General features: G+C 61.4%; 17 protein-coding genes and 2 pseudogenes. 12 read left to right on the top strand and 7 right to left on the bottom strand.

Features of this window, described 5'->3' with window-relative positions:
- From V7Q53_RS09475 to V7Q53_RS09495, 5 genes are all read left to right on the top strand, one after another.
- Positions 1–2,499 carry a hypothetical protein gene (locus V7Q53_RS09475; protein WP_333828296.1) on the top strand — a complete coding sequence of 833 codons (2,499 nt, stop codon included), beginning with the start codon at positions 1–3 and terminating at the stop codon, positions 2,497–2,499.
- On the top strand, positions 2,496–5,780 hold the full coding sequence (locus V7Q53_RS09480; RefSeq protein WP_333828297.1) for a hypothetical protein: 3,285 nt from the start codon (positions 2,496–2,498) through the stop codon (positions 5,778–5,780). The genes V7Q53_RS09475 and V7Q53_RS09480 overlap by 4 nt, the downstream gene beginning before the upstream one ends.
- Positions 5,781–5,799: 19 nt before the next feature.
- On the top strand, positions 5,800–6,150 hold the full coding sequence (locus V7Q53_RS09485; protein ID WP_333828298.1) for a DUF1515 family protein: 351 nt from the start codon (positions 5,800–5,802) through the stop codon (positions 6,148–6,150).
- Between the two features lie 28 nt (positions 6,151–6,178).
- Positions 6,179–7,162: a C40 family peptidase gene (locus tag V7Q53_RS09490; protein WP_333828299.1), complete on the top strand. Its 984-nt coding sequence runs from the start codon at positions 6,179–6,181 to the stop codon at positions 7,160–7,162.
- A gap of 296 nt (positions 7,163–7,458) precedes the next feature.
- Positions 7,459–7,677, top strand: a complete 219-nt coding sequence (locus V7Q53_RS09495; RefSeq protein WP_333828300.1) for a hypothetical protein — start codon at positions 7,459–7,461, stop codon at positions 7,675–7,677.
- A 25-nt stretch (positions 7,678–7,702) separates the two neighbouring features.
- Here the strand turns inward: V7Q53_RS09495 and V7Q53_RS09500 are convergent, their stop codons facing one another.
- The gene (locus V7Q53_RS09500) at positions 7,703–8,149 is read right to left on the bottom strand and encodes a hypothetical protein (protein WP_333828301.1); all 447 of its coding nucleotides are present in this window, start codon (positions 8,147–8,149) and stop codon (positions 7,703–7,705) included.
- Here V7Q53_RS09500 and V7Q53_RS09505 point away from each other — a divergent pair.
- A complete protein-coding gene (locus tag V7Q53_RS09505; protein WP_333828302.1) occupies positions 8,127–8,645 on the top strand; it encodes a hypothetical protein in 519 nt (172 codons plus the stop codon). The genes V7Q53_RS09500 and V7Q53_RS09505 overlap by 23 nt on opposite strands.
- 1,299 nt (positions 8,646–9,944) lie before the next feature.
- Here the strand turns inward: V7Q53_RS09505 and V7Q53_RS09510 are convergent.
- The 4 genes and pseudogenes from V7Q53_RS09510 to V7Q53_RS09525 all read right to left on the bottom strand — a co-directional run.
- Positions 9,945–10,628: pseudogene (locus V7Q53_RS09510) on the bottom strand (IS3 family transposase); the annotation flags it as partial.
- Positions 10,619–10,744: a hypothetical protein gene (locus V7Q53_RS09515; RefSeq protein WP_333828303.1), complete on the bottom strand. Its 126-nt coding sequence runs from the start codon at positions 10,742–10,744 to the stop codon at positions 10,619–10,621. The gene V7Q53_RS09515 and the pseudogene V7Q53_RS09510, both read right to left, overlap by 10 nt.
- Positions 10,745–10,762: 18 nt before the next feature.
- Positions 10,763–10,885 (bottom strand): transposase, encoded by a 123-nt coding sequence (locus tag V7Q53_RS09520; protein WP_333828304.1) that lies wholly within the window; start codon positions 10,883–10,885, stop codon positions 10,763–10,765.
- 204 nt (positions 10,886–11,089) lie between these two features.
- Entirely contained in the window at positions 11,090–11,686 is a 597-nt protein-coding gene (locus V7Q53_RS09525) for a helix-turn-helix domain-containing protein (RefSeq protein ID WP_333828305.1), read from the bottom strand.
- Between the two features lie 146 nt (positions 11,687–11,832).
- Between V7Q53_RS09525 and V7Q53_RS09530 the strand changes: the two genes are divergently transcribed.
- The 6 genes and pseudogenes from V7Q53_RS09530 to V7Q53_RS09555 all read left to right on the top strand — a co-directional run bounded on the left by V7Q53_RS09530 (position 11,833) and on the right by V7Q53_RS09555 (position 18,108).
- Complete coding sequence (locus tag V7Q53_RS09530; RefSeq protein WP_333828306.1) at positions 11,833–12,975, top strand: NAD(P)/FAD-dependent oxidoreductase; 1,143 nt, start codon at positions 11,833–11,835, stop codon at positions 12,973–12,975.
- Positions 12,972–14,255 (top strand): TRAP transporter large permease, encoded by a 1,284-nt coding sequence (locus V7Q53_RS09535; protein WP_333828307.1) that lies wholly within the window; start codon positions 12,972–12,974, stop codon positions 14,253–14,255. Before V7Q53_RS09530 ends, V7Q53_RS09535 begins: the two co-directional genes overlap by 4 nt.
- A 32-nt stretch (positions 14,256–14,287) precedes the next feature.
- On the top strand, positions 14,288–15,259 hold the full coding sequence (locus tag V7Q53_RS09540) for a TRAP transporter substrate-binding protein (RefSeq protein WP_333828308.1): 972 nt from the start codon (positions 14,288–14,290) through the stop codon (positions 15,257–15,259).
- 3 nt (positions 15,260–15,262) lie between these two features.
- Complete coding sequence (locus tag V7Q53_RS09545) at positions 15,263–15,787, top strand: TRAP transporter small permease (protein ID WP_333828309.1); 525 nt, start codon at positions 15,263–15,265, stop codon at positions 15,785–15,787.
- Positions 15,784–17,232, top strand: a complete 1,449-nt coding sequence (locus V7Q53_RS09550; protein WP_333828310.1) for a M81 family metallopeptidase — start codon at positions 15,784–15,786, stop codon at positions 17,230–17,232. The genes V7Q53_RS09545 and V7Q53_RS09550 overlap by 4 nt, the downstream gene beginning before the upstream one ends.
- 107 nt (positions 17,233–17,339) lie before the next feature.
- Positions 17,340–18,108 (top strand): annotated as a pseudogene (locus V7Q53_RS09555) (IS5 family transposase).
- 308 nt (positions 18,109–18,416) lie between these two features.
- On the opposite strand, the gene V7Q53_RS09560 reads toward V7Q53_RS09555, so the two are convergent.
- Together V7Q53_RS09560 and cydB are read right to left on the bottom strand one after the other, a co-directional pair.
- On the bottom strand, positions 18,417–18,521 hold the full coding sequence (locus V7Q53_RS09560; RefSeq protein ID WP_333828311.1) for a DUF2474 family protein: 105 nt from the start codon (positions 18,519–18,521) through the stop codon (positions 18,417–18,419).
- Complete coding sequence (gene cydB / locus V7Q53_RS09565) at positions 18,521–19,525, bottom strand: cytochrome d ubiquinol oxidase subunit II (protein WP_333828312.1); 1,005 nt, start codon at positions 19,523–19,525, stop codon at positions 18,521–18,523. Before cydB ends, V7Q53_RS09560 begins: the two co-directional genes overlap by 1 nt.
- Positions 19,526–19,530 lie beyond the last annotated feature (5 nt).

Raw genomic sequence — 19,530 nt, forward strand, 5'->3', positions numbered from 1 at the left:
ATGGCCGATCTTACCGATTGCCTGCAGAATGCCATTACCGGCGGCGAGGTCGATCCCGCGCGCGCTCGTGCTGTCCAAGAGAAGTACCGCGATCTGGTGATGCGCTATACGCAGGGGGGTAACCCAGATGCACTGGCCCGCCAGCTGGCGGCCAACGATGTTCTCGACAGCGTGACGGCCACCACCCAGCGCCGCCGCCATACCGTGCTGGCGCAGGTGCGCGACATGGCTGACGCACAGCGCGAGTTCGCCGGGGTGGCGCTGACGAACCCGGATGCCCTGCTGCGCCGCATGGACTTCACACAGGCTCAGCAAACGGCATTGACCCAGCGCTTCATGTCGCGGATCGGCGGATTTCTGGAACATAACCGGACGCGGGTGACCGGCCAGCTGCGCGACAAGGCAATGGTGCAGGATGTTGCGCGCGAGCTGCACGGGCAGTCCACCGGCAACATCAATGCCCGCGAATTCGCCGATGCCATCCGCGCCGTGCAGGAAGACGCGCGGCAGATGTTCAACATGCTGGGCGGCGACATCGGCAAGCTTGAAGGCTGGGGGCTGCCCCACAGCCACAATGCAAAGGCTATCCGGACGGCAGGGTTCCAAAGCTGGTTTGACACGCTCTGGACCGGGCGGATGATCGACTGGCACAAGATCACCGATTTTGACACCGGCAAACCCTTCACGGCGTCCCCTGGTGGCATTCCCAACCGCGCGGCGGCCGAGCGGTTCTTGCGCGACGTCTATGAGGGTATTGCCGAGGGCGGCTGGGCGCGGCGGGAGCCATCGATGCAGATGGGTGGTGCTGCCCTCTACAATCGCCGAAAGGAACACCGGGTTCTGCACTTCACTGATGGTGACGCCTGGCTGCGCTACAACGACGCCTTCGGCAATGCCAATCCCTTTGATACCGTGGTCGGTCACTTGCGCGGCATGGCCCGCGATATCGCCCTGATGCAGAACTTCGGGCCCAATCCGCGCCTTGGGCTGGAGTTCCGCGCGCAGATCATGGCGAAGGACGTTGCCGGCGACGCGGGCAGTGTGCCCGCAAGTGCCCTGCCTTTCGCCCGCCCGCTGCGCGACGTGGTGACTCAAAAGTCTCAAAAAGCACAGGTGATGATGCGGCACCTGAGCGGCGAAGCCAACGTGCCGCATGACGGTGTTGCAGCGGCGTTCTTTGCCGGGACGCGCAATCTGTTGACTGCGGCCCAGCTCGGTTCGGCCGTGATTTCGCAGGTGACGGATCTGGCAACGATGCGTCTGGCTGCCAAGTCGATCGGGCTCGCGCCGCGCGGTCCATGGCAGAGCGCGATGGATCTGATGACCAACAGTGTCACTCGCCAGCAGGCTGCAGATCTCGGGTTCATTTTTGATACCTGGTTCGATGCGGGATCGGCGCAGGCACGGATGATCGGCGATGTCTGGTCACCGGAATGGACCAACCGGCTGACCAACTTCACCATGCGATCGACGGGTCTGTCGTTCTTGACCGATCGGTCACGCACCGCTCTGCGTTACACCTTTGCGCTGGAGCTGGGCGAGCAGGCCGGACGCAGCCTGAATGAGCTGGATCCGGCGCTGCAGCGTTTCCTCTCAGATCGCGGCATCACGGCCAGCGACTGGGATGCACTGCGCGCGCCTGGCGCGCTCTACACGCTGCCGACCGGTGGCAAGGCCATCTCGCCTGCATGGTTTGCTGAACACAGCACCTTGCCACGCGCCGAGGCTGAGGCGCTGGCAGCTCGCCTGTCGCGCGCCGTGGAAGAGTTTACCGAACTGGGCATTCCCAGTGCCAGCGTGCGCGGCCGTGCCACGATCATGGGCGATGCAAGGCCCGGGTCTCTGGGCGGCGAGTTGCTTCGTTCGACCGCGATGTACAAGAGCTTTGTGCTGTCGCTGATGTTCAACCAGTCGCGTCATATTGCCAGTCAGCGCGATCTGGGTACGCGGCTGGCCTATACCGCAGCTCTTGCTACCCAGATGACACTCATGGGTGCTGTGGCAGTGCAGCTGAAGGAGATCGTCAAGGGCAACGATCCGCGCCCGATGGATGACCAGAACTTCTGGGGCGCGGCGCTGCTGCAGGGCGGCGGGATCGGCATCTTCGGCGATTTCATTTCATCGACCACCAGCCGGGCAGGGGGTGGCATGGCTGAAACCGCCGCCGGGCCGGTGGTAGGGCTGATGAGCGACGTGGGTCGCGCCGTCAATTCCAATGTCGCGCGTATGGCTGAAGGCCGGGATCCGCTGTTCGGGCGGGACGCGAGCAATCTTGCCCGCCGCTACAACCCTCTGGCCAGCCATTGGGTCGTGCGCACGGTTCTTGACCGTGCTGTCTGGGATCAGCTGCAGGACGTGCTGGACCCCGAAGCCCGCGAAAGCTGGGGGCTACACGAGCGCCGCACGCGTGAGCGCGGCACGCAAAGCTTCTGGCGCAGGGGGCAGGCCCTGCCTGACCGCGCGCCCAACCTCTCCAACATGATGGGGGCAAACCCGTGACAGTCGATGTTTTTCCACCCGTACTGACCCACCTCGTTGACGGCACCGGTCCCTATACGGTGAATTTCGGCTTCTCGGATCCGGCACATGTGCAGCTGCGCGTGTTCACCGAGGAAGGGTCCAGCAAACTGCTGGATACCGCCCAGTGGTCGCTGGCGCCGACGGGAAATACGCAGGCTGGCTACACCGGCGGGGCAATTACGCTGACCGCAGGGACAGCGGCTGATCTTGCGGGCATGAGTATCCGCCCCGAGCGGTCTAGCAACCTCGAACAGGGATGGGAGGCCGGTATGAGCCCCCGAGAGCGTGGGCTTGCCCGCCAGCTCGATTGGCTGGCACGCGCGGTGCAGGAACAGGATGCCCGCCTGGCCCGTGCAGTCGTCGGGAAATCACCGCTTGCTGACATGTCGCCTGAGAATGGCAGAGCCATCATCTTTGATGCGGAAGGCAATCCGGTTCCCGGTCCGAACGCCAACGAAATCTCAGCGGCGCAAAGTTATGCGGCAGCGGCCAAAGAAAGCGCCGACCGCGTTGACTTGGGCGATCTCGATGCCGCTGTTGAGCAAACCGGGCTGGACCGGCAGGCCACGGGCCAGGACGTGATCCAGACCGGGCTGGACCGGCAGGCGGCCGAAACGGCGGCCGCCAATGCTGCTGCGGATGCGAACGCGCAGATTGCCCCGAATGTGCATGCGGCGCAGGCCGCCGCTGGCAGCGCCGATGCAGACGCCGACCGGGCAGAGGCCGCGCGTGATGATGCGGAAATTGCGGCGGGCGTCGTGTCGCGCGCCACGTCCGTTGCGGGCCTCACAGATCCGACGACGCTTACCGTGGGCGACAAGGGCTATGTCAGCGGCTCCGGTGATGACGCAATCGACGGCACCTACGAGGTTCAGGATGACGGCGGGAACGTCTGGGTGCGGATCGCGGGCACCGGCTTTTCTACATTTCAGTCGCAGATTGACGAAAACCGCCGCCGGGTGATTTCTGATCTTTATCGGCATGAGAATTTCAAGGGGCCATGGCGGTCTGACTGGCCGCGCCAGATGCGAGAGATTGAGCGGGGTCTTCGGGCGCAGGCTGAAGCGCGGCTGACTGTCAGCCCGAACACTTGGTATGTTGATCCGCAGGCGACGGGGACAGGCAATGGGTCATCCTGGGCAAATGCGTTCACCACGTTCGAGCAGTTTTGGGTGGCCTGCTCAGATGGCGATACGATCAACATCAGGGGAAAATTCACGCCAGCCGAGGCGACTGTGGGATTTGGGCTTGGGGTGCGGCGTAGGCTACGCATTCGGCGGGACCACGGATCTGAGGGAAACACTGTCGTCGATGGTCGCGCATATGGCGAGTGGACGGATGAGGGCGGAGGGGTTTTCTCCATTGCTCTGCCGTCTAACCCGCGCGCGCTGGCATTCGACCTGCAACAGGACGATGCAGATGGAACGGTCACAGGGGTCAACTGGAATGACCCTAAAGCCAAAGCGTATCGTGAGCGTTGGAACAGGCCGGTTTCCGATCTTCTTGCATGGCACGGGTTCATGGAAGAAGCTTTTGTCACCAGCACAACCCCCGCAGAAGGCTTCTGGTCTTACACCGGCGGCCGGATGTATGGCCGGTTTCCCGGCGATCCTGATCTTGCCACTGTAAATGAAAAAGCCTGCTGGTTCAGCGGGACGCAGGGCGTGACGTGGGCCAGTGCGGCGCGGGAGTGTTATATTTATGGCCGCACGGAAGTCATATTCACGCCATCTCACATCGGTTCTCAGGGGTATTCGGAATACTTCCTTGATGCTCAAGACTGCACTGTCGCTGATACGGTGGCGCATATGTGCGGCTATCATTCGGTCGGCTTCGCGGCGGCCAGCAGAGACGGGAATGTAGCGCTCTGCTGCACCACGAATTGCATGGCGTCCAACAATGAAAGCGCGCTTGCAAACCCCTATGTATTTTACTCAAATCAGGCGAATTACGAGAATGCCCGGCATGTAGGGCACGATCTGTTTTTCGCGGCCTACCCGCTGCTCGATACCACCGGCGCGCCAATCCTACTGCAATCTGGCTACACCGCGAGCCTTGGATACTCGCACACTGACGGTAATGTCACCATGCGGGGTATCGAGTGGCCGGGTTGCGGGCAGGTTGATTTCTGCGACCAGATTGCCTTGAAGTCAGGTTCTCCCCGGTTTCACAGTTCACATAACGCATTCATCAGCGCGGCAAATCATGGTCCCGTTCAGCAAGTTGACGATGGTAGCGTGTGGGGTGTGACGGCGTGGGGTGGGGCGGCTCTCGGGGTATGCTCATTCCCAGCAAACCGGGTTGATTACACCGATTGCGTCTTTGATCGGGATAATCGTGGGCGTGACAGCGACAATCTGTTTCTTGCAAGCATTTCACAAGGGCAATCTAACCGCCGGTTCAGAATGCGCAGGGGCGCTATATTCGGCGGTGCCTGCAATGGCTGGATTTCCAACATGGCGAACGGCTCTCAGGCGCTGTTTGAAAATGTGCGGATGGTGGTGGAGCAAGGCACCATCATGAAGGCGGTAAACAGTATTGATCTGGACAACCCTACTTTCCGGTTCGGGGGGTGCCTGTTCGAGTTCAGGGCCGATTTTAGCGCGCTACTCAGCACCGGCATTGCCGGTGTGTTCAACGCCGGTCCTACCGCTGGCCTTAAATCTCTGGGCGGCAACGTGTTCGTCGGCGGTGTTATGGGGCAAACCGGCCCCGGCTTCCCCGGTGCTGCGACGACATGGCGATATCTGGATGAAGTCGTGGCCGCACTTGATCCCCTCGGGCGCGACATGATGGGCGCGGAAACAGTCCAGATGACCTACGGCCCGAACCTGATTGAAAACGGGAATTTTGATACAGACCTGAGTGGGTGGAATAATGACGATGACCATTGGGTCTGGAACACCGGCGGCGACGGAGGCCGGGCGCAAAGCCCCAACACCACCACATTCGACTGGCTGTGGCAGGAGCGTCCTGAAATCGCTGAGGGCGACCTGATCGAGGTGTCTTGCCTCTACGCAATCCCGGCGAATGCGCAGGTTCGTGCTGAGTTTCGTCAGGCGGATAACTCGGTTGTGGCCAATACCGCCGCCGCGCGCTTTGCCAATGGCGGCAATTATCGACCGCTCGAAACTACCTATAGGATGCGGGCTGGCCCGGATTGGGGTGCACTGTCGTTCACTGGCGTCAATCTCACGTTTCATCAGGTGGATAAGGTGTCTCTCCGTAAGGTCACGACTGCCTGGCCGTGGGTGATATGATGGCTGGGGGCGCACGGCTATGAGCGATCCGACACTTCACGCATTGCTAGGAGAGTTGAAGGGGCAAGTCAGCTCTCTCCAAAGCCAAATGGCGAAAAGCGAGGATGACGCAACCAAGAGCCGCAAGGCGCTCTATACCCAGATAAGCGACATGCGCAGCGAGGTGCAGGATACCCGCTTGCGCACCGCTGCGCTGGAAGTCGTGATGGAAAACGATGTGCGCCCGGCCGTGAAAATGCTGAGCGACTGGCGGTCGCGTGCCCTGGGCGGCATCGCAGTGCTGGGCATCATCGGTGCCGTTATCCTGCTGATCCTCGGGGCGGCAAAGGATGCGATCATTGAAATCGGCAGGGCCATTTTCGGGCGTTAACCCGACCGCTGCCAGCAGGAGAAAGAAGATGGCAAGTTTTAATCCAGCAATCCTTGAGGCATCCGGGGCCTATCTGGGAACAGAGGAATGGCCCGGCGCGCGTCATAATCCCGTTGTGCTTGGGTTCTTTGCAGCGTCTGGCAACGGTCACGTCCAGGATGACGAAACGCCCTGGTGCGCAGCCTTCGTCGGTGCGGTGCTGGCGGAGCTGGCGCTGCCGAACACCGGCAAGCTCAACGCGCGGTCTTACCTTGATTGGGGCCTTCCGGTTCCCGCCTCAGAGGCACGACCGGGCGATGTCGTGATCCTCTGGCGCGGGCAGCTCAACGGCTGGCAGGGTCATGTCGGGTTTTTGGTGGGCTTCGACGGCGATGGGGTGATCCTGCGCGGTGGAAACCAGGGCAACAGCGTGTCCGACGCCCGCTATCCCGTCAGCCGGGTGCTGGGATACCGGCGGGCAGTGCAGCAGGCCGGGAATGGCCGACAGTCCTTGCGTCATGGTGCGCGTGGTCAGGCGGTGTGCGAGCTGCAGCAGATGCTGGTAGATCTGCGCTACCCGCTTGGCCACGTCGATGGCCTTTTCGGCGATCGCACCCGCGAAGCGGTTCTGGCGTTTCAGGCCGACAATGAGCTGGCGGTCGACGGGGTGGTCGGCCGGGAAACTTGGGAAACGATGGACAGCGCCGAACCGCGCCTGGAGCGTGACGTTGATGCGCAGGATCTGCGCGAACGCGGCAGCCGGACGATCCGCGATGCCGATCGGGGGCAGGCGCTTACCACCACCGGCATTGTCGGGTTGGGAGGTCTGGGCGTGATCATCGAGCGCACCGAGGAAGCGGCTGCACTGTTCACCCAGGGCAGTGGCCTTCTGGACCGCGCACAGGCCGCTGTGATGGCCTACTGGCCGATCTTGCTGGTGGGAGGTGCCGGGCTCCTGCTCTGGCGCTACTTCGACCAGATCAAGGCCGCCCGGGTAGAGGATGCGCGCTCCGGCCGCAATGTGTCCAGGTGATTGCGAACCTGTTCTGCATCGTTCTGTTCGCCCTTCTGGCGGGCGCGGCAGCGGTGGTGTGTTACTGGCTGGCGCTGATCATCGCCATCTTCTGGCGATACCTCCCATGGTGAGCCTCATCGCCACTTGGTTTGCGCGCAGCGCCCTGGGACAGGCCGTCACCGGGGCGCTGGCGATACTGGTCGCGGTGGCCCTCTATCTGCGCCACCGGGACCGACAGACCGAACGCCGGATTGGCGACGCGGCAGAACTTCAGCAGCTGCGCGGAAGCGTGGCCACCAGGGCGAGGATGGACAATGCGGATACTGGTTATGGCGATCCTGATGATGACCGTCAGTGGCTGCTGGAGAGGGGCCAGCGCGCCCGCCGAGAGCCGCCCCTTGTGCGAGGGCACTGAGCAGGAGCGCACGGATCACGCGGCCGCGCTGGCGGCTGATGGCGGGCCGCGATCGGTCGTAACCGGGCGGGGGCTGATTGCAAAGCTGGATGCGGGGTGCAGCATCCATGGCAGTTAGCAGATGGCCAATTAGCGGTGTTCAATTAAGGCTTTTTTGCTTTTCGGCTCTGCGCCTTTTCGGTGCGCCTGGCTTTTCGGTTTGCCTGTTGAGTGCTGCGCTGGTCTGCGCTGTTACTCAGGCCCGAGATGCGAGGGGCCTTGCTCAGGACAGGTTGCGGCTCTTGATAAATGCTCTCGAACGCGTCGATTGCGATCTCGTCGACTGTTCTGTTTTGCCCTGGTGTTTGCAGCCACACGAATACCGCAGAAGCAACAGAAGCCATCGCAATAACAAAATTGATGCCGAGATTTGCCCACTCTCGAAAGTCCTTACCGAGTGACGGGCTAATCTTTTCGGCTGCAGCGACGGCTTGTGATCGCGTTACTCTCCCAGACCGCAGATCCTGGACGATCAGGCCAAGCTGCCTGAGAGTGTCGGCAGTGAAGTCAGGGCCGGAAAACAGTTTGATGCCATCGGCCAAGATCTGCATGGAGCCGTCGGGTATTGATGCGAGGCTGCCGCACCGCGGGCAAGGTGAGTGGTTTCCCGAAAGCTCAGCTTTGACACCGATCGGAAGGGCTAGTCCGCAAAAGAAAATTAACCCGCAGTATTCACATACTGCAGGCAGCCGAAACACTGACATGATTGCCTTCAGAAGAGGTTCTTCACGCTTTCACCTTCGAAGTGATTCGTCAACGGCGAGGGGGATGATAAGCGTTAACTCAGATTGCGGGGCGGCAAGTTGGGTGTACCGGAAGTCATTGAAATCATTGACTTCGAAAAATCGTGCAAAACGGCCTAACCTATTGATATTTAACGAAAATGACTTGACTGTTAATCAATTGGTCGTAGGTTCGATCCCTACCGCCGGAGCCAAAAATACCAAGAAAATCAAGATGATACGAGAGGCCCGCGAAAGCGGGCTTCGTCGTTTTTTGGACCGTGTCACTGGATTTGTCACCAGTCTGCGCAGCATGTATTTCTGAATCGAATCCCGGACAGCGAAAGCGCAAAATTCACCATCCAGTGCACGAGTGGGCCATCTGTCGGGCGTTGGGACCAGATCGGGGGTCACCTTGCGCAGCGAAGGGCTATCCTTGCTTTCAACCTTATGGCTTATTGCCTGAAACAGTCCGTTTCGGCTGGACCAAGTTCCCAGTAGTGCATTCGAATTGTAAGACGATTCCCGTCCTCACGAAGGTAGTATGCATTTCGGTAGGTGTTTCGTCCCGTGTTCACATAAATTCTGAAGCTGTTAACCAAGTTATCGGCGACATGTTCAATGACCCAAGGAACCTCGTCGGCGTATTGGTAGGTCTGCCCATCTCCACGAAGGACAAATGGATTTCCGCTCGATCCGTCACTGTATAGAAAGCCGCGACACGCCCAAATTTCCTCCGCAGCTAGAGGCTTGGCAAGCAGGATCGCCAGAACAAAAGTCAGACAACGCATCTGGTTACTCCTCTTTCGGTCGCAATCCTCTGATAGGGCTTCTTGTCAGTCAAGTGTCTACCACTCACCGCAGGTGCACCTCAGCCTTGCCATAGCGAAGCCATCGGTTCCGACACGGCAGGATGCCCGGCAACGGCACAGATCGGCGCGCAGGGCGCTTAAACCGGTTCGGGTGGTCAGGGTGCCCAGAGGCGCGCAATTGGTGGCTGTGTCGTCGGTCGTGACCTAAGCCACGCGCGCCAAAGAAGTGAGCCGCTGGCGGGGTCGATCAAGCGCCGATGCAACCGCGTCACCGTCCAGCCCTGCCAGTGCACAGACCATGTGGAAGTCCCTAGACCCTATCCAGCCCGGATCGCGGCCAGCATCGGCGTCGTGAACCCCATAGAGCAACACGCGCAACCATAGCTCGCGGCAGGGGTTCGGCCTGTCATTGGAATGAATGATGAAGGGGGCAATCATGTTGACCACCCCCCTCTATGGCGCGCAAAACCCTGCTGGAACCGCGCAGCCATATTTGCAGGCTTCGCGGGCATGTCATGCGCCCTTGCAAAGCGTCTCGATCCAGTCAGGGGCAGGCGGTGCTGCCTCGCCAAGTTCAAGCGCCGCCGATACGACCCCGCTGCGAAGCCTCTCAAGGTCGTGGGGCATGAGCCGCAACCGTTCAAACGCCGCCCTGTCGTCCAGCCATTGCCGGTAGCGCGCCGCCCCTTCCGCCAGCGCCTCGGCCTCGGCCTTTTTCGCCGCAATCGAATCGCGGTAGTTGTCGAGGATGCTGCGCGCGTTGCCCTCGGCCCGGTCCTGTTGATCGGATACGGCGCGTTCCTCCTGCGCGGTCAGCTTGCGAAGGTATACATGAAACTCTCGATGAAGGCGTACTGTGTCGGCTTGCCGGGCGCGATAGAATGCCAGTCAAACTTTCGATCATCCACGAACCTTAGGATCGCGTTCGAGGTGAACTCGGTGCCATTGTCGCTGACAATCGTCTGGGGCTTGCCGCGGGCATCAAATAGCGCGGCCAGTTCACGCGCCACTCGGGCACCCGATAGCGAGGTGTCCGCGATCAGGGCGAGGCATTCCCGCGTGCAGTCGTCGACCACCGTCATGATCCGGAACCGGCGGCCATCCGTCAGTTGATCGGATACGAAGTCCAGCGACCAGCGCTGGTTCGGCAGCAGCGGCAGCACCATCGGAGCCCGTGTGCCCATGGCCCGCCTGCGCCCGCCTCGGCGGCGGACATGCAACCGCTCCTCGCGGTAGATGCGGAACAGGCGCTTGTGGTTCACCTCATGGCCCTCGCGCCGCAGAAACACATGCAGCCGCCGATAGCCGAACCGACGACGCACCCGCGCCAGTTCTTTCAGCCGCTCGCGCAGCACGGGGTCATCCTGCCGGATAGCCTCGTATCGCATGGTCATCCGGCAACAGCCAATCACCCGGCACGCCCGCCGCTCGCTCATCCCGTGGCCCTCCACCAGATGCGCGACCGCTTGCCGCTTCGCGGCGGGCGTCACCCTTTTTTTCCCAAGAGATCCTTCAGCGCGGCATTGTCGCGCATCGCATCGGCCAACAGCCGTTTCAGCCGGGCGTTCTCGTCTTCGAGCCCCTTCAGGCGCTTGGCTTCGCTGACATCCATCCCGCCATACTTGGCCTTCTACCTATAGACGGTCGCATCGCTGACGCCGTGCTTGCGGCACAGATCGGCCACGGAAATCCCGGCCTCATGCTCTTTCAGGATGCCGATAATCCGGTCTTCGGTGAACCTGCTGCGCTTCATCTCTGGTCCTCTCGGTTGGGCCAGAGTCCATCTCAAACTGGATCAGGTGCAGGGGGCAACGTCAGGGGCAACGTCACCGCATCCGCAGGATTGCAAAGTTCCGGTCAAGGATCATCGAAGGCAAGGGTTTGGCCAACCGGTGAAAGTGGCAGGCGGATGCCTGCGGGCTGACGCTTCACGAGTCGCCTCCACGGAACTGCCCTATTACCCGGCATCCTGCGGGCGCATCATCTCGGTGCATATGCAAATTGCCTCGGCATCCACGTCGCCGGCGCTGAGATAGGCATGGCCCATGGTGGAATCGATATAGATTCCTTCGCCACGTTGCAGGGTCACAGGCGCGTAGAATTCGGTATGCACTTCTATGGTGCCCTCCAGAACAACAAAGAATTCTTCCCCGCCATGGCGCTCAAGCGGGCCGAACTCCTGTATGGTTGACGCCTTTATGCGCGCCCGGATAGGAAGCATCCGCTTGTTTTTCAGTTCGCTGCACAGATAGCGGTATTCATAGTTTTCTGTGTCCAGAACAATCCCGTCGTCCGCACGCGCCAGCGCCAGGCGGCTGTTGGGGGGCGGCTCGGCGGTGCCTGCGTCATCCTCGCCGATCAGTTGGGTGATGGTGATATTCAGCCCCTTCGCCAGTCGCAACACCTTGTCGAGCGTTGGCGAAAACGAGCCGTTCTCGATCTTCGAAATCGTCGACAGCGCAACCCCGGACACTTCAGCAAGGTCACTGAGTGTCAGCTGTTGTCCCCTGCGAAACTTTCGCAGGCGTGTGCCCAATTCTTGCGCCGTCGTCATGCTCTCTCCGTTCCGGTCACTGTTGGACAAGAACTTAAGCGCAAACTCATCGAAAGGGAATTATTATCATATATGAGAAAAATATATTGTATTAGGAAAATTTCTCACTAACGTCGAGGTCACATAGCGGAAAAGGGGCCGGGCGCATGACAGAGCAGAACACTTCAGTCGATGTTGCCGTGATCGGTGCGGGCATGGCGGGGGCATCCGTTGCGGCAGAGATCGTCGTCAGCGCCCGGGTTGCCCTGCTGGAAATGGAGCCGCAACCCGGCTACCACACCACCGGCCGTTCCGCCTCTGTGCTCGCCCCCAGCTATGGCCCCATCGGGGTGCGCGCTCTGACCCGCGCGTCGCGGGGGTTTTTCGACCAGCCGCCAGAAGGGTTCAGCAGCGCGCCGCTTCTGTCACCGCGCCAGATCCTGACAATCGCCCGCTCTGACCAGATGGATGCCCTTGAAGCATTGATCGAGATGGCATCCGCGGAAACAGAGGTGGAGCGGCTGGATGCTTCGGGGCTGCGCAACTGCCAGCCTCTCTTGCGCGACGGCTATGCAGTGGCCGGGATGCTGAACACGGACGGTCAGGATATCGACGTCGCAGCCCTGCATCAGGGCTATCTCCGGCTGTTCAAGGCGCGTGGCGGCGCGTTGATCACGGGCGCCACTGTTGAGAAGCTGTCGCGCGAGGGTGATCGCTGGGTTGTGGAAACGCGCAAGGGGCGGATCATTGCTGACATCGTGGTCAATGCGGCAGGGGCATGGGCCGACCAGCTTGGACAGCTTGCCGGTGCAGAACCCATAGGGCTGGTGCCGAAACGGCGCACCGCCATGATGATCGCGGAGCCTGCGGGCTTCACGCGTCGCGACGCGCCCATCACGCTGGATGTAGGTGAGCAGTTCTATCTCAAGCCCGATGCAGGCCGTCTGCTGGTATCGCCGGCAGACGAAACGCCCACCGAACCACAGGATGCCCAGCCTGACGAGATGGACGTGGCGCTTTGCGCTGACCGGATCATGACGGCCTTCGCCGTCGACATCCGCCGGATCGAGAACAAATGGGCAGGGCTGCGCAGCTTCGTTGCCGACAAGGAGCCAGTGATCGGCTATTCCGGCGTGGTACCCGGCTTTTTCTGGATGGCCGGGCAGGGCGGGTATGGCATACAGTCCGCTCCGGCCGCGGCCAGACTGGCGGCCGCGCTGGTGCAGGGACTGCCCGTACCCGAACATATCCAGGCCGAAGGGTTCAGGGCTGAATATGTCGCCCCCGCACGCATGGGGCGGGCCGCATGACCATATTGGTGCCCGTTGTTGTCGCTGCACTGCTGGCTTCGGGGCTGGCGCTTGCCTATGTGATCGGCGGCGCGGCGGTGCTGACCTTCATCCTTTCAGACAACACCCGGTATCTTGCCGTGTTGCCGCAAAAGGTCTTCTCGCAGATCAGCGTCTTTTCCCTGTTGGCGATGCCGTTGTTTATCCTCGCGGGTGAGCTGATGAACCGTGGCGGCGTGACCAAGGCGCTGATCGACCTCTCCATGGCGCTGATCGGTCGCATCCGGGGCGGGCTGGGGCATGTGAACATCATGACCTCCGTTTTCTTCGCGGGGATTTCCGGCTCGGCAGTCGCGGATGCGGCGGCTTTGTCGAACACATTGGTGCCCGCGATGCGTGAACGCGGCTATTCGGCGGAATATGCGGGCGCGATCACGGCGGCCTCGTCGATCATCGGGCCGATTGTTCCGCCTTCGATCATTCTGATCTTTTACGGCGCAATCATGCAGACCTCTGTCGCGGCACTTTTTGTGGCGGGGATCATACCGGGTTTGTTGCTGGCCGCGATGCTGTTCATCGTCAACGGCTGGTACGCCTGGCGCGAGGATCACCCCCGGATCGAAAAGGGAGAAAGCCCGCCATTGGTGCCCGCGGTCATTGCCTCGCTGCCCGCCCTGTGCCTTCCGTTCATCATCGTCGGCGGTATGGTTCTCGGCTGGATGACGCCGACCGAGGCGGCGGCGGTGGCTGTGTTTGCCGCGATGGTGGCGGCCTTCTTTTATTCGCCGCTTACGCCGACAGACCTGTGGGAAAGTTTCTCGCGCACGGCGGTGCTTACGGGGTCCATCTTCATGATCCTTTGTGCGGTGGCGGCATTCGGGCATCTTGCGGCGCTTGAGCGGATTCCCCAGGCCATCGCCGGGCTGGTCGATCAGATGGGGCTGGGACCCATCGGTTTTCTGCTCGCCATGAACCTCATCTTCATTCTGGCAGGCATGGTGATGGATGTTCCCGTGGCGCTGGCCCTGCTTGCACCGCTACTCGCCCCTGTCGCGCTGGCCCATGGGGCTGACCCGGTGCATCTGGGCATTGTCATCTGCTTCAATCTCAGCGTCGGGCTGGTGTCGCCGCCGCTGGGGAGTTGCCTGCTCATCGTGTCCACCGTCACGGGTGTGGACTACTGGAAGCTGGCGCGAAAGGTCATGCCTTTCCTGCTGGCAGAACTGGTGGTGTTGGGAATTCTCGTCTTCACACCAGAGATCAGCCTCTGGCTGCCGCGCAGACTGGGGCTGTGGCACTGACGTTTACTTAAACAAACAGGGAAGGAAATAAAATGAAACTTACGAAAATTCTTGCCACTTCCGGGGTGGTTGTTGCGCTGGCGCTGCCGGCGTCGGCCGAAGTCAAGATCGCGCTGGACAGCCCGCCGGACCTTGTAAGGTCAGGCACCTATGTCTGGGCCCATGTCTTTGGCGAATATCTCAACGAGAACGGGATTGTGGCGCAGGAATATGAGCGCAACTCGCTGGGCGAGGAGGCCGAGCGGCTGGATCAGGTCAGCCAGGGCTTGCTGGAAGTGTCAATGTCAGATGCGAAATCGGTTGGCACGCTCGACAGCACGATCATGGGGGCGTTGATGCCCTATTTCTTCGACGGGATGGAACAGCTGGACCATGCGATGGACGCGGGTGGCATGCTGGACCACATCAACGCCAGCATCACACCCAGAGGGGTGCGCCTGCTTGCCATCGTCTATACCGGCACACCTGCGGGCATCTTCACTACCGAAGTTCCCATCCGCACCCTGGACGATATGCAAGGCTTGCGGATGCGCGCACTGGACGAAGGGCAGATCACGACCTTTCAGCACTGGGGCGCAAGAGGAACGATCGTGTCATGGTCCGAGGTGCCGAATGCCCTGCAGACCGGCGTGGCTGGTGGCTATATCAACCCGGCATTCGTGCCGCTCACCTATGGGCACACCGCCTTCATCAACTATTTCACCAACGCCGAGATGAGCCCGTCTGTCCGGGTCGCTATCGCCTCTGAAGACTGGTTTCAGGGCCTTTCAGATGATGAACGTCAGATCGTGTACGCAGCAGTGGAAAGGGCAAACGCGGCCAACCGTGAATTGGTGTCGGACGATACCGCCATTCTGCAAGAGCTGGAGGCCGCGGGCATTGAGGTGATTGAGCTGAGCGCCGAAGAGCGCGCAAGGTTCCGCGAAGCCAGCCAGCCGATCTATCAGGCGACAAACATGCCCGCGGGCGCGCTTGAGGCGTGGAACGCAGCGGTGGGTCGCTGAGCGATGCGGGCGATTGCCAGCTTGCTTGAGCGGCTTTCCAGCGGGCTGAACCGTCTTGCGCTGGTGGGGGCGGCGCTGGCTGTCGCTGTCATGCTCGCTGCCGCCGGCTGGCAGGTCGTCGCCCGCTATCTGCTGAACCAACCCCCGGTCTGGACCGAGGAACTGGCGCGCTTCGCGATGGTCTGGGGCGGCCTTCTGGGTGCCTCCTGCGCTTTCCGGTTCCGCCGCGACCCCACGCTGTTTCCTGACGCGTTGAACGCAACAGGCGCGCGTGGGGTGATCTACATAGCCCTGCGATCCTTTGGCGTTCTGTGCTTCATTGTGCCGATTCTGTGGTTCAGCCTGTTCGGTCCCGGCGCGAACCCCGCGCGCGGGTATCTGGCGCGGCTTGCCGGGCGCCAGACGGAAACGATGGACCTGCCGATGATGGTGTTTGGCATCGCTATTCCGATCGCCTTCGGACTGATCCTGCTGCACGTTCTGGCAGATATTGCTTCTGCGCTGACCAATACAAGGAATGAAAAATGAAACTGTTCATGGCATCGCTGGCGACGGAAACGAACTCATTTTCTCCTATTCCCACGGGGTGGAGCGGGTTTCGTGAGGAACTTTACACCAAACAGGCCTCGCGCGGGGAAGGGGCGCTTTTTGCCCTTCCTCTTCCGGTCTGGCGCCGCCGCGCCGAGGAGCGTGGCTGGGAGGTGGCCGAGGGGTTGTCGACATTCGCCCAGCCCGCCGGGCCGACCGTGCGCCATGTCTATGAGGCAATGCGCGACGACATACTGAGCGACCTGCGCGCGGCGATGCCGGTGGATGTGGTTCTGATGTCGATGCACGGCGCGATGATCGCGCAGGGCTACGATGACTGCGAGGGCGACATGATGGCCCGCATGCGCGAGATTGTGGGGCCGGACGCAAAGATCGGGCTGGAGCTTGACCCGCATTGCCACCTGACCGGGGAAATGCTGAGCAACGCCACCGCGATCATCTGCTTCAAGGAATATCCCCATATCGATATCGAGGAGCGCGCCGAAGAGCTGTTTACCCTCTGCGCCGATGCCGCCGAAGGGAAGACCGCGCCGGTCATGCGCGACTACGACTGCCGGATGATGACGATGTACCACACGCCGTTCGAGCCGATGCGCAGCTATGTTGACCAGATGTCCGCGATGGAGGGCAGGGACGGCGTGCTGTCGGTTTCACTGGCGCATGGCTTTCCATGGGGCGACAGCCCGCGCGTTGGCACGCGTACGCTGGTCATCACCGACGGTGATGCCGGTCTGGCCGAAGCAAGGGCGCGTGAACTGGGGCAGACCCTCTGGGATCTGCGTGACCGCCTCCGCCGGTTTCCCCCGATGGATGAAGGGCTTGATCGTGCAGTGGCGGTAAACGGCGCCCCGGTTGTGATGGCCGATTTCGCCGATAACGCGGGCGGCGGGGCGCCATCGGATTCGACCTTTGTGTTGCGCGCGGCCTTGGAAAGGGGGTTGAAACCCATCGCCTTTGCCACGTTCTGGGACCCGGTTCTGGTGGGCATGTGCATCGACGCTGGCATCGGCGCGGAAATGGCGGTGCGCATCGGTGGCAAGATCGGGCCGATGTCAGGCGATCCGGTGGATCTGACGGTGACAGTGCGGGGTATCGCCCCTGATGCCGTGCAGCATCTGGGCAATGCCGCGATGAAAATGGGCGATTGCGTCTGGTTGGAGGCGGACGGGGTGCATCTGATCGTGAGCACGCAGCGTACACAGACCTTCCATCCCGAGGCGTTCACGAACACCGGACTGGATCTGAGCGCAATGAAGTACATCGTCGTCAAATCCTCTCAGCATTTCTACGACGGCTTCGCACCCATCGCGGCTGAGGTGATCCACCTGGCAACCCCGGGGGCGATCACGCCAGACTTTACGATTATCCCCTTCACCAAACGGGATGACAAGTATTGGCCCAAAAGCGAAAACCCGTTTGACTGAAGGCAAGGGCCGTGTTGCGCAAATGACGCCTAGGGTCAGGACCCATTACTCAGCTTGATGCTTTCGTGCGTGCGTGATTCAAGGCTCCGCGCTGACCGGGGGGCATGATGAGCAATCTTTTCTGGCTGACAGACGATCAGATGGAGCGGCAGCTGCCGTTCTTCCCAAGAGCCATGGCAAGCCGCGTGTCGATGACCGGCGGGTGCTGAGCGGCATAATATTCATCAATCGCAACGGCTTGAGATGGTGCGACGCGCCAAGAGAGTATGGCCCGCCCAAGACCCTCTACAATCGCTGGAAACGATGGGGCGATATGGGGATCTTCGCCCGGATCATGGAGGGGCTGGCCTCCGAAGGCGGCGAGGAGAAAGTCGTCATGATCGGCGCGACGTATCTCAAGGCGCATCGCACGGCTTCAAGCCTGCGGGTAAAAAAGGGGGGGGCGACGACAAGCGCGGGCGCCTGATCGGACGCACGAAAGGTGGGTTGAACACCAAGCTGCACGCCGTCACCGATGCAAAGGGCCGCCCCATCCGACTGTTCATGACTGCAGGTCAGGTCGTTGACTATACCGGCGCGGCCGATCTGTTGAGCAGCCTGCCCGCCGCTGAGTGGCTGATCGCAGACCGGGGCTATGATGCCGACTGGTTCAGGGATGCATTGAAAGACAAGGGGATACGCGCCTGTATCCCGGGCCGGAAGTCCCGTGGAAAAGCCGTTCGCTACGATAAGCGCCGCTACAAACGGCGCAATCGGATCGAGATCATGTTCGGGCGACTCAAGGACTGGCGCAGGATCGCAACCCGCTACGACAGATGCCCCAAGGTCTTCCTCTCAGCCATCGCTCTCGCTGCTACCGTCATCTTCTGGCTTTGAAAATCAATGAGTCTGGACCCCAACCTGTCACACACAGATCTCCGCCGCAGAAAAATTGTTTGAAAATCAAAGACTTGCCAGCACCGCAAAAGCGTCTCCGCTCACTACCGCCGGAGCCAAAACAAGCCCTTTAAGGTCAACGCCCTGGAGGGCTTTTTTATTTCCGGTGCCCGCGCATAAGGTGGCAGTCTCTGGTTGGCATGAGATGCTGATGCGCCTGCACGGATGCTTCGCGAGAAGCCTCGCAGGAGGCAGCGGGAGGGCAGGGTGCGGCGCGGCGGGCAGGGCGCTGAGAACCCCTCCGCGCTTCAGAAGATCATTGCGCGTATGATCAGGGCCACAACCGCCAGCGCCGCCACCCCGCCCAGCCAGAGCGCGGCGAACCAGATGACTTTGCGCAAGGTGTCAGGCATCAGTGATACCCTGCCTCAGGGTCGACCTTGCCCCGGAACACCCAGTAGGCATAGGCCGTATAGGCCAGGATCATCGGCACCAGCACCAGCGCACCGGCCAGCAGGAACCACAGGCTTGAACCAGGGGCGGCCACATCCCAGATCGTCAGGGACGGCGGCACCATATAGGGGTAAAAGCTGATCCCGAGCCCGATGAAGCTGAGCACGAACAGCGCCAGTGCCGACAGAAAGGGCCATGCATCGCGGTTGTCGCGCAGGCCTTTGAGGAACACCAGCGCCGCGATCAGGATGGCGGCGGGCACCATCACCGTGAAAAGCGCGTTGGGAAAGCTGAACCAGCGCTCCAGATAGAGCGGGTTGAGGAAGGGCGTGATCAGGCTGACCAGCCCCACCAGCACCAGCGTTGCCGCCCCGGTCCAGAGCGACAGGCGATGCGCGATGCTGCGCACCGGGCCGTCGGTTTTCATGACCAGCCACGTGGCCCCCAGCAGCGCATAGCCTGCCACCAGCGCCACGCCGGTCAGCAGCGAAAAAGGGGTCAGCCAGTCCCAGTTGCCGCCGGCATAGGCGCGCTCTGAAACCGCGATACCCTGCACCAGCGCGCCAAGGGCAAGGCCCTGCGCGAATGCCGCCAGCACGCTGCCCCCGAAGAACGAGATGTCCCACAGGAACTTGCCGCGCCTGGTGCGCCAGCGGAATTCAAAGGCAACCCCACGAAAGACCAGCGCCAGAAGCATGACGATGATCGGCACATAGAGCGCGGGCATCACCACCGCATAGGCCAGCGGAAAGACGGCAAAAAGCCCGCCGCCGCCCAGCACCAGCCATGTCTCGTTGCCGTCCCAGACCGGGGCCACGGTGTTCATCGCCAGATCCTTGTCGGCCTCGGTCGGCATGAGGGGGAACAGGATGCCGACACCCAGATCGAACCCGTCAAGTATGACATAGGCGAGCACGGCAAAGGCGATCAGGCCCGCCCAGATGAATGCAAGATCGAACATCATGTCTG

It is taken from the genome of Pararhodobacter sp., from assembly GCF_036802785.1.
In the GTDB taxonomy this organism is placed as follows: Bacteria; Pseudomonadota; Alphaproteobacteria; order Rhodobacterales; family Rhodobacteraceae; genus Pararhodobacter.

Coding starts and splice junctions, on each gene's coding strand:
- cydB (WP_333828312.1), bottom strand. CDS start 19,525: ATGATGTTCGATCTTGCATTCATCTGGGCGGGCCTGATCGCCTTTGCC.
- V7Q53_RS09485 (WP_333828298.1), top strand. CDS start 5,800: ATGAGCGATCCGACACTTCACGCATTGCTAGGAGAGTTGAAGGGGCAA.
- V7Q53_RS09550 (WP_333828310.1), top strand. CDS start 15,784: ATGAAACTGTTCATGGCATCGCTGGCGACGGAAACGAACTCATTTTCT.
- V7Q53_RS09515 (WP_333828303.1), bottom strand. CDS start 10,744: ATGGATGTCAGCGAAGCCAAGCGCCTGAAGGGGCTCGAAGACGAGAAC.
- V7Q53_RS09495 (WP_333828300.1), top strand. CDS start 7,459: ATGCGGATACTGGTTATGGCGATCCTGATGATGACCGTCAGTGGCTGC.
- V7Q53_RS09490 (WP_333828299.1), top strand. CDS start 6,179: ATGGCAAGTTTTAATCCAGCAATCCTTGAGGCATCCGGGGCCTATCTG.
- V7Q53_RS09525 (WP_333828305.1), bottom strand. CDS start 11,686: ATGACGACGGCGCAAGAATTGGGCACACGCCTGCGAAAGTTTCGCAGG.
- V7Q53_RS09540 (WP_333828308.1), top strand. CDS start 14,288: ATGAAACTTACGAAAATTCTTGCCACTTCCGGGGTGGTTGTTGCGCTG.
- V7Q53_RS09530 (WP_333828306.1), top strand. CDS start 11,833: ATGACAGAGCAGAACACTTCAGTCGATGTTGCCGTGATCGGTGCGGGC.
- V7Q53_RS09475 (WP_333828296.1), top strand. CDS start 1: ATGGCCGATCTTACCGATTGCCTGCAGAATGCCATTACCGGCGGCGAG.
- V7Q53_RS09545 (WP_333828309.1), top strand. CDS start 15,263: ATGCGGGCGATTGCCAGCTTGCTTGAGCGGCTTTCCAGCGGGCTGAAC.
- V7Q53_RS09500 (WP_333828301.1), bottom strand. CDS start 8,149: ATGCAGATCTTGGCCGATGGCATCAAACTGTTTTCCGGCCCTGACTTC.
- V7Q53_RS09520 (WP_333828304.1), bottom strand. CDS start 10,885: ATGAAGCGCAGCAGGTTCACCGAAGACCGGATTATCGGCATCCTGAAA.
- V7Q53_RS09505 (WP_333828302.1), top strand. CDS start 8,127: ATGCCATCGGCCAAGATCTGCATGGAGCCGTCGGGTATTGATGCGAGG.
- V7Q53_RS09560 (WP_333828311.1), bottom strand. CDS start 18,521: ATGCCTGACACCTTGCGCAAAGTCATCTGGTTCGCCGCGCTCTGGCTG.
- V7Q53_RS09535 (WP_333828307.1), top strand. CDS start 12,972: ATGACCATATTGGTGCCCGTTGTTGTCGCTGCACTGCTGGCTTCGGGG.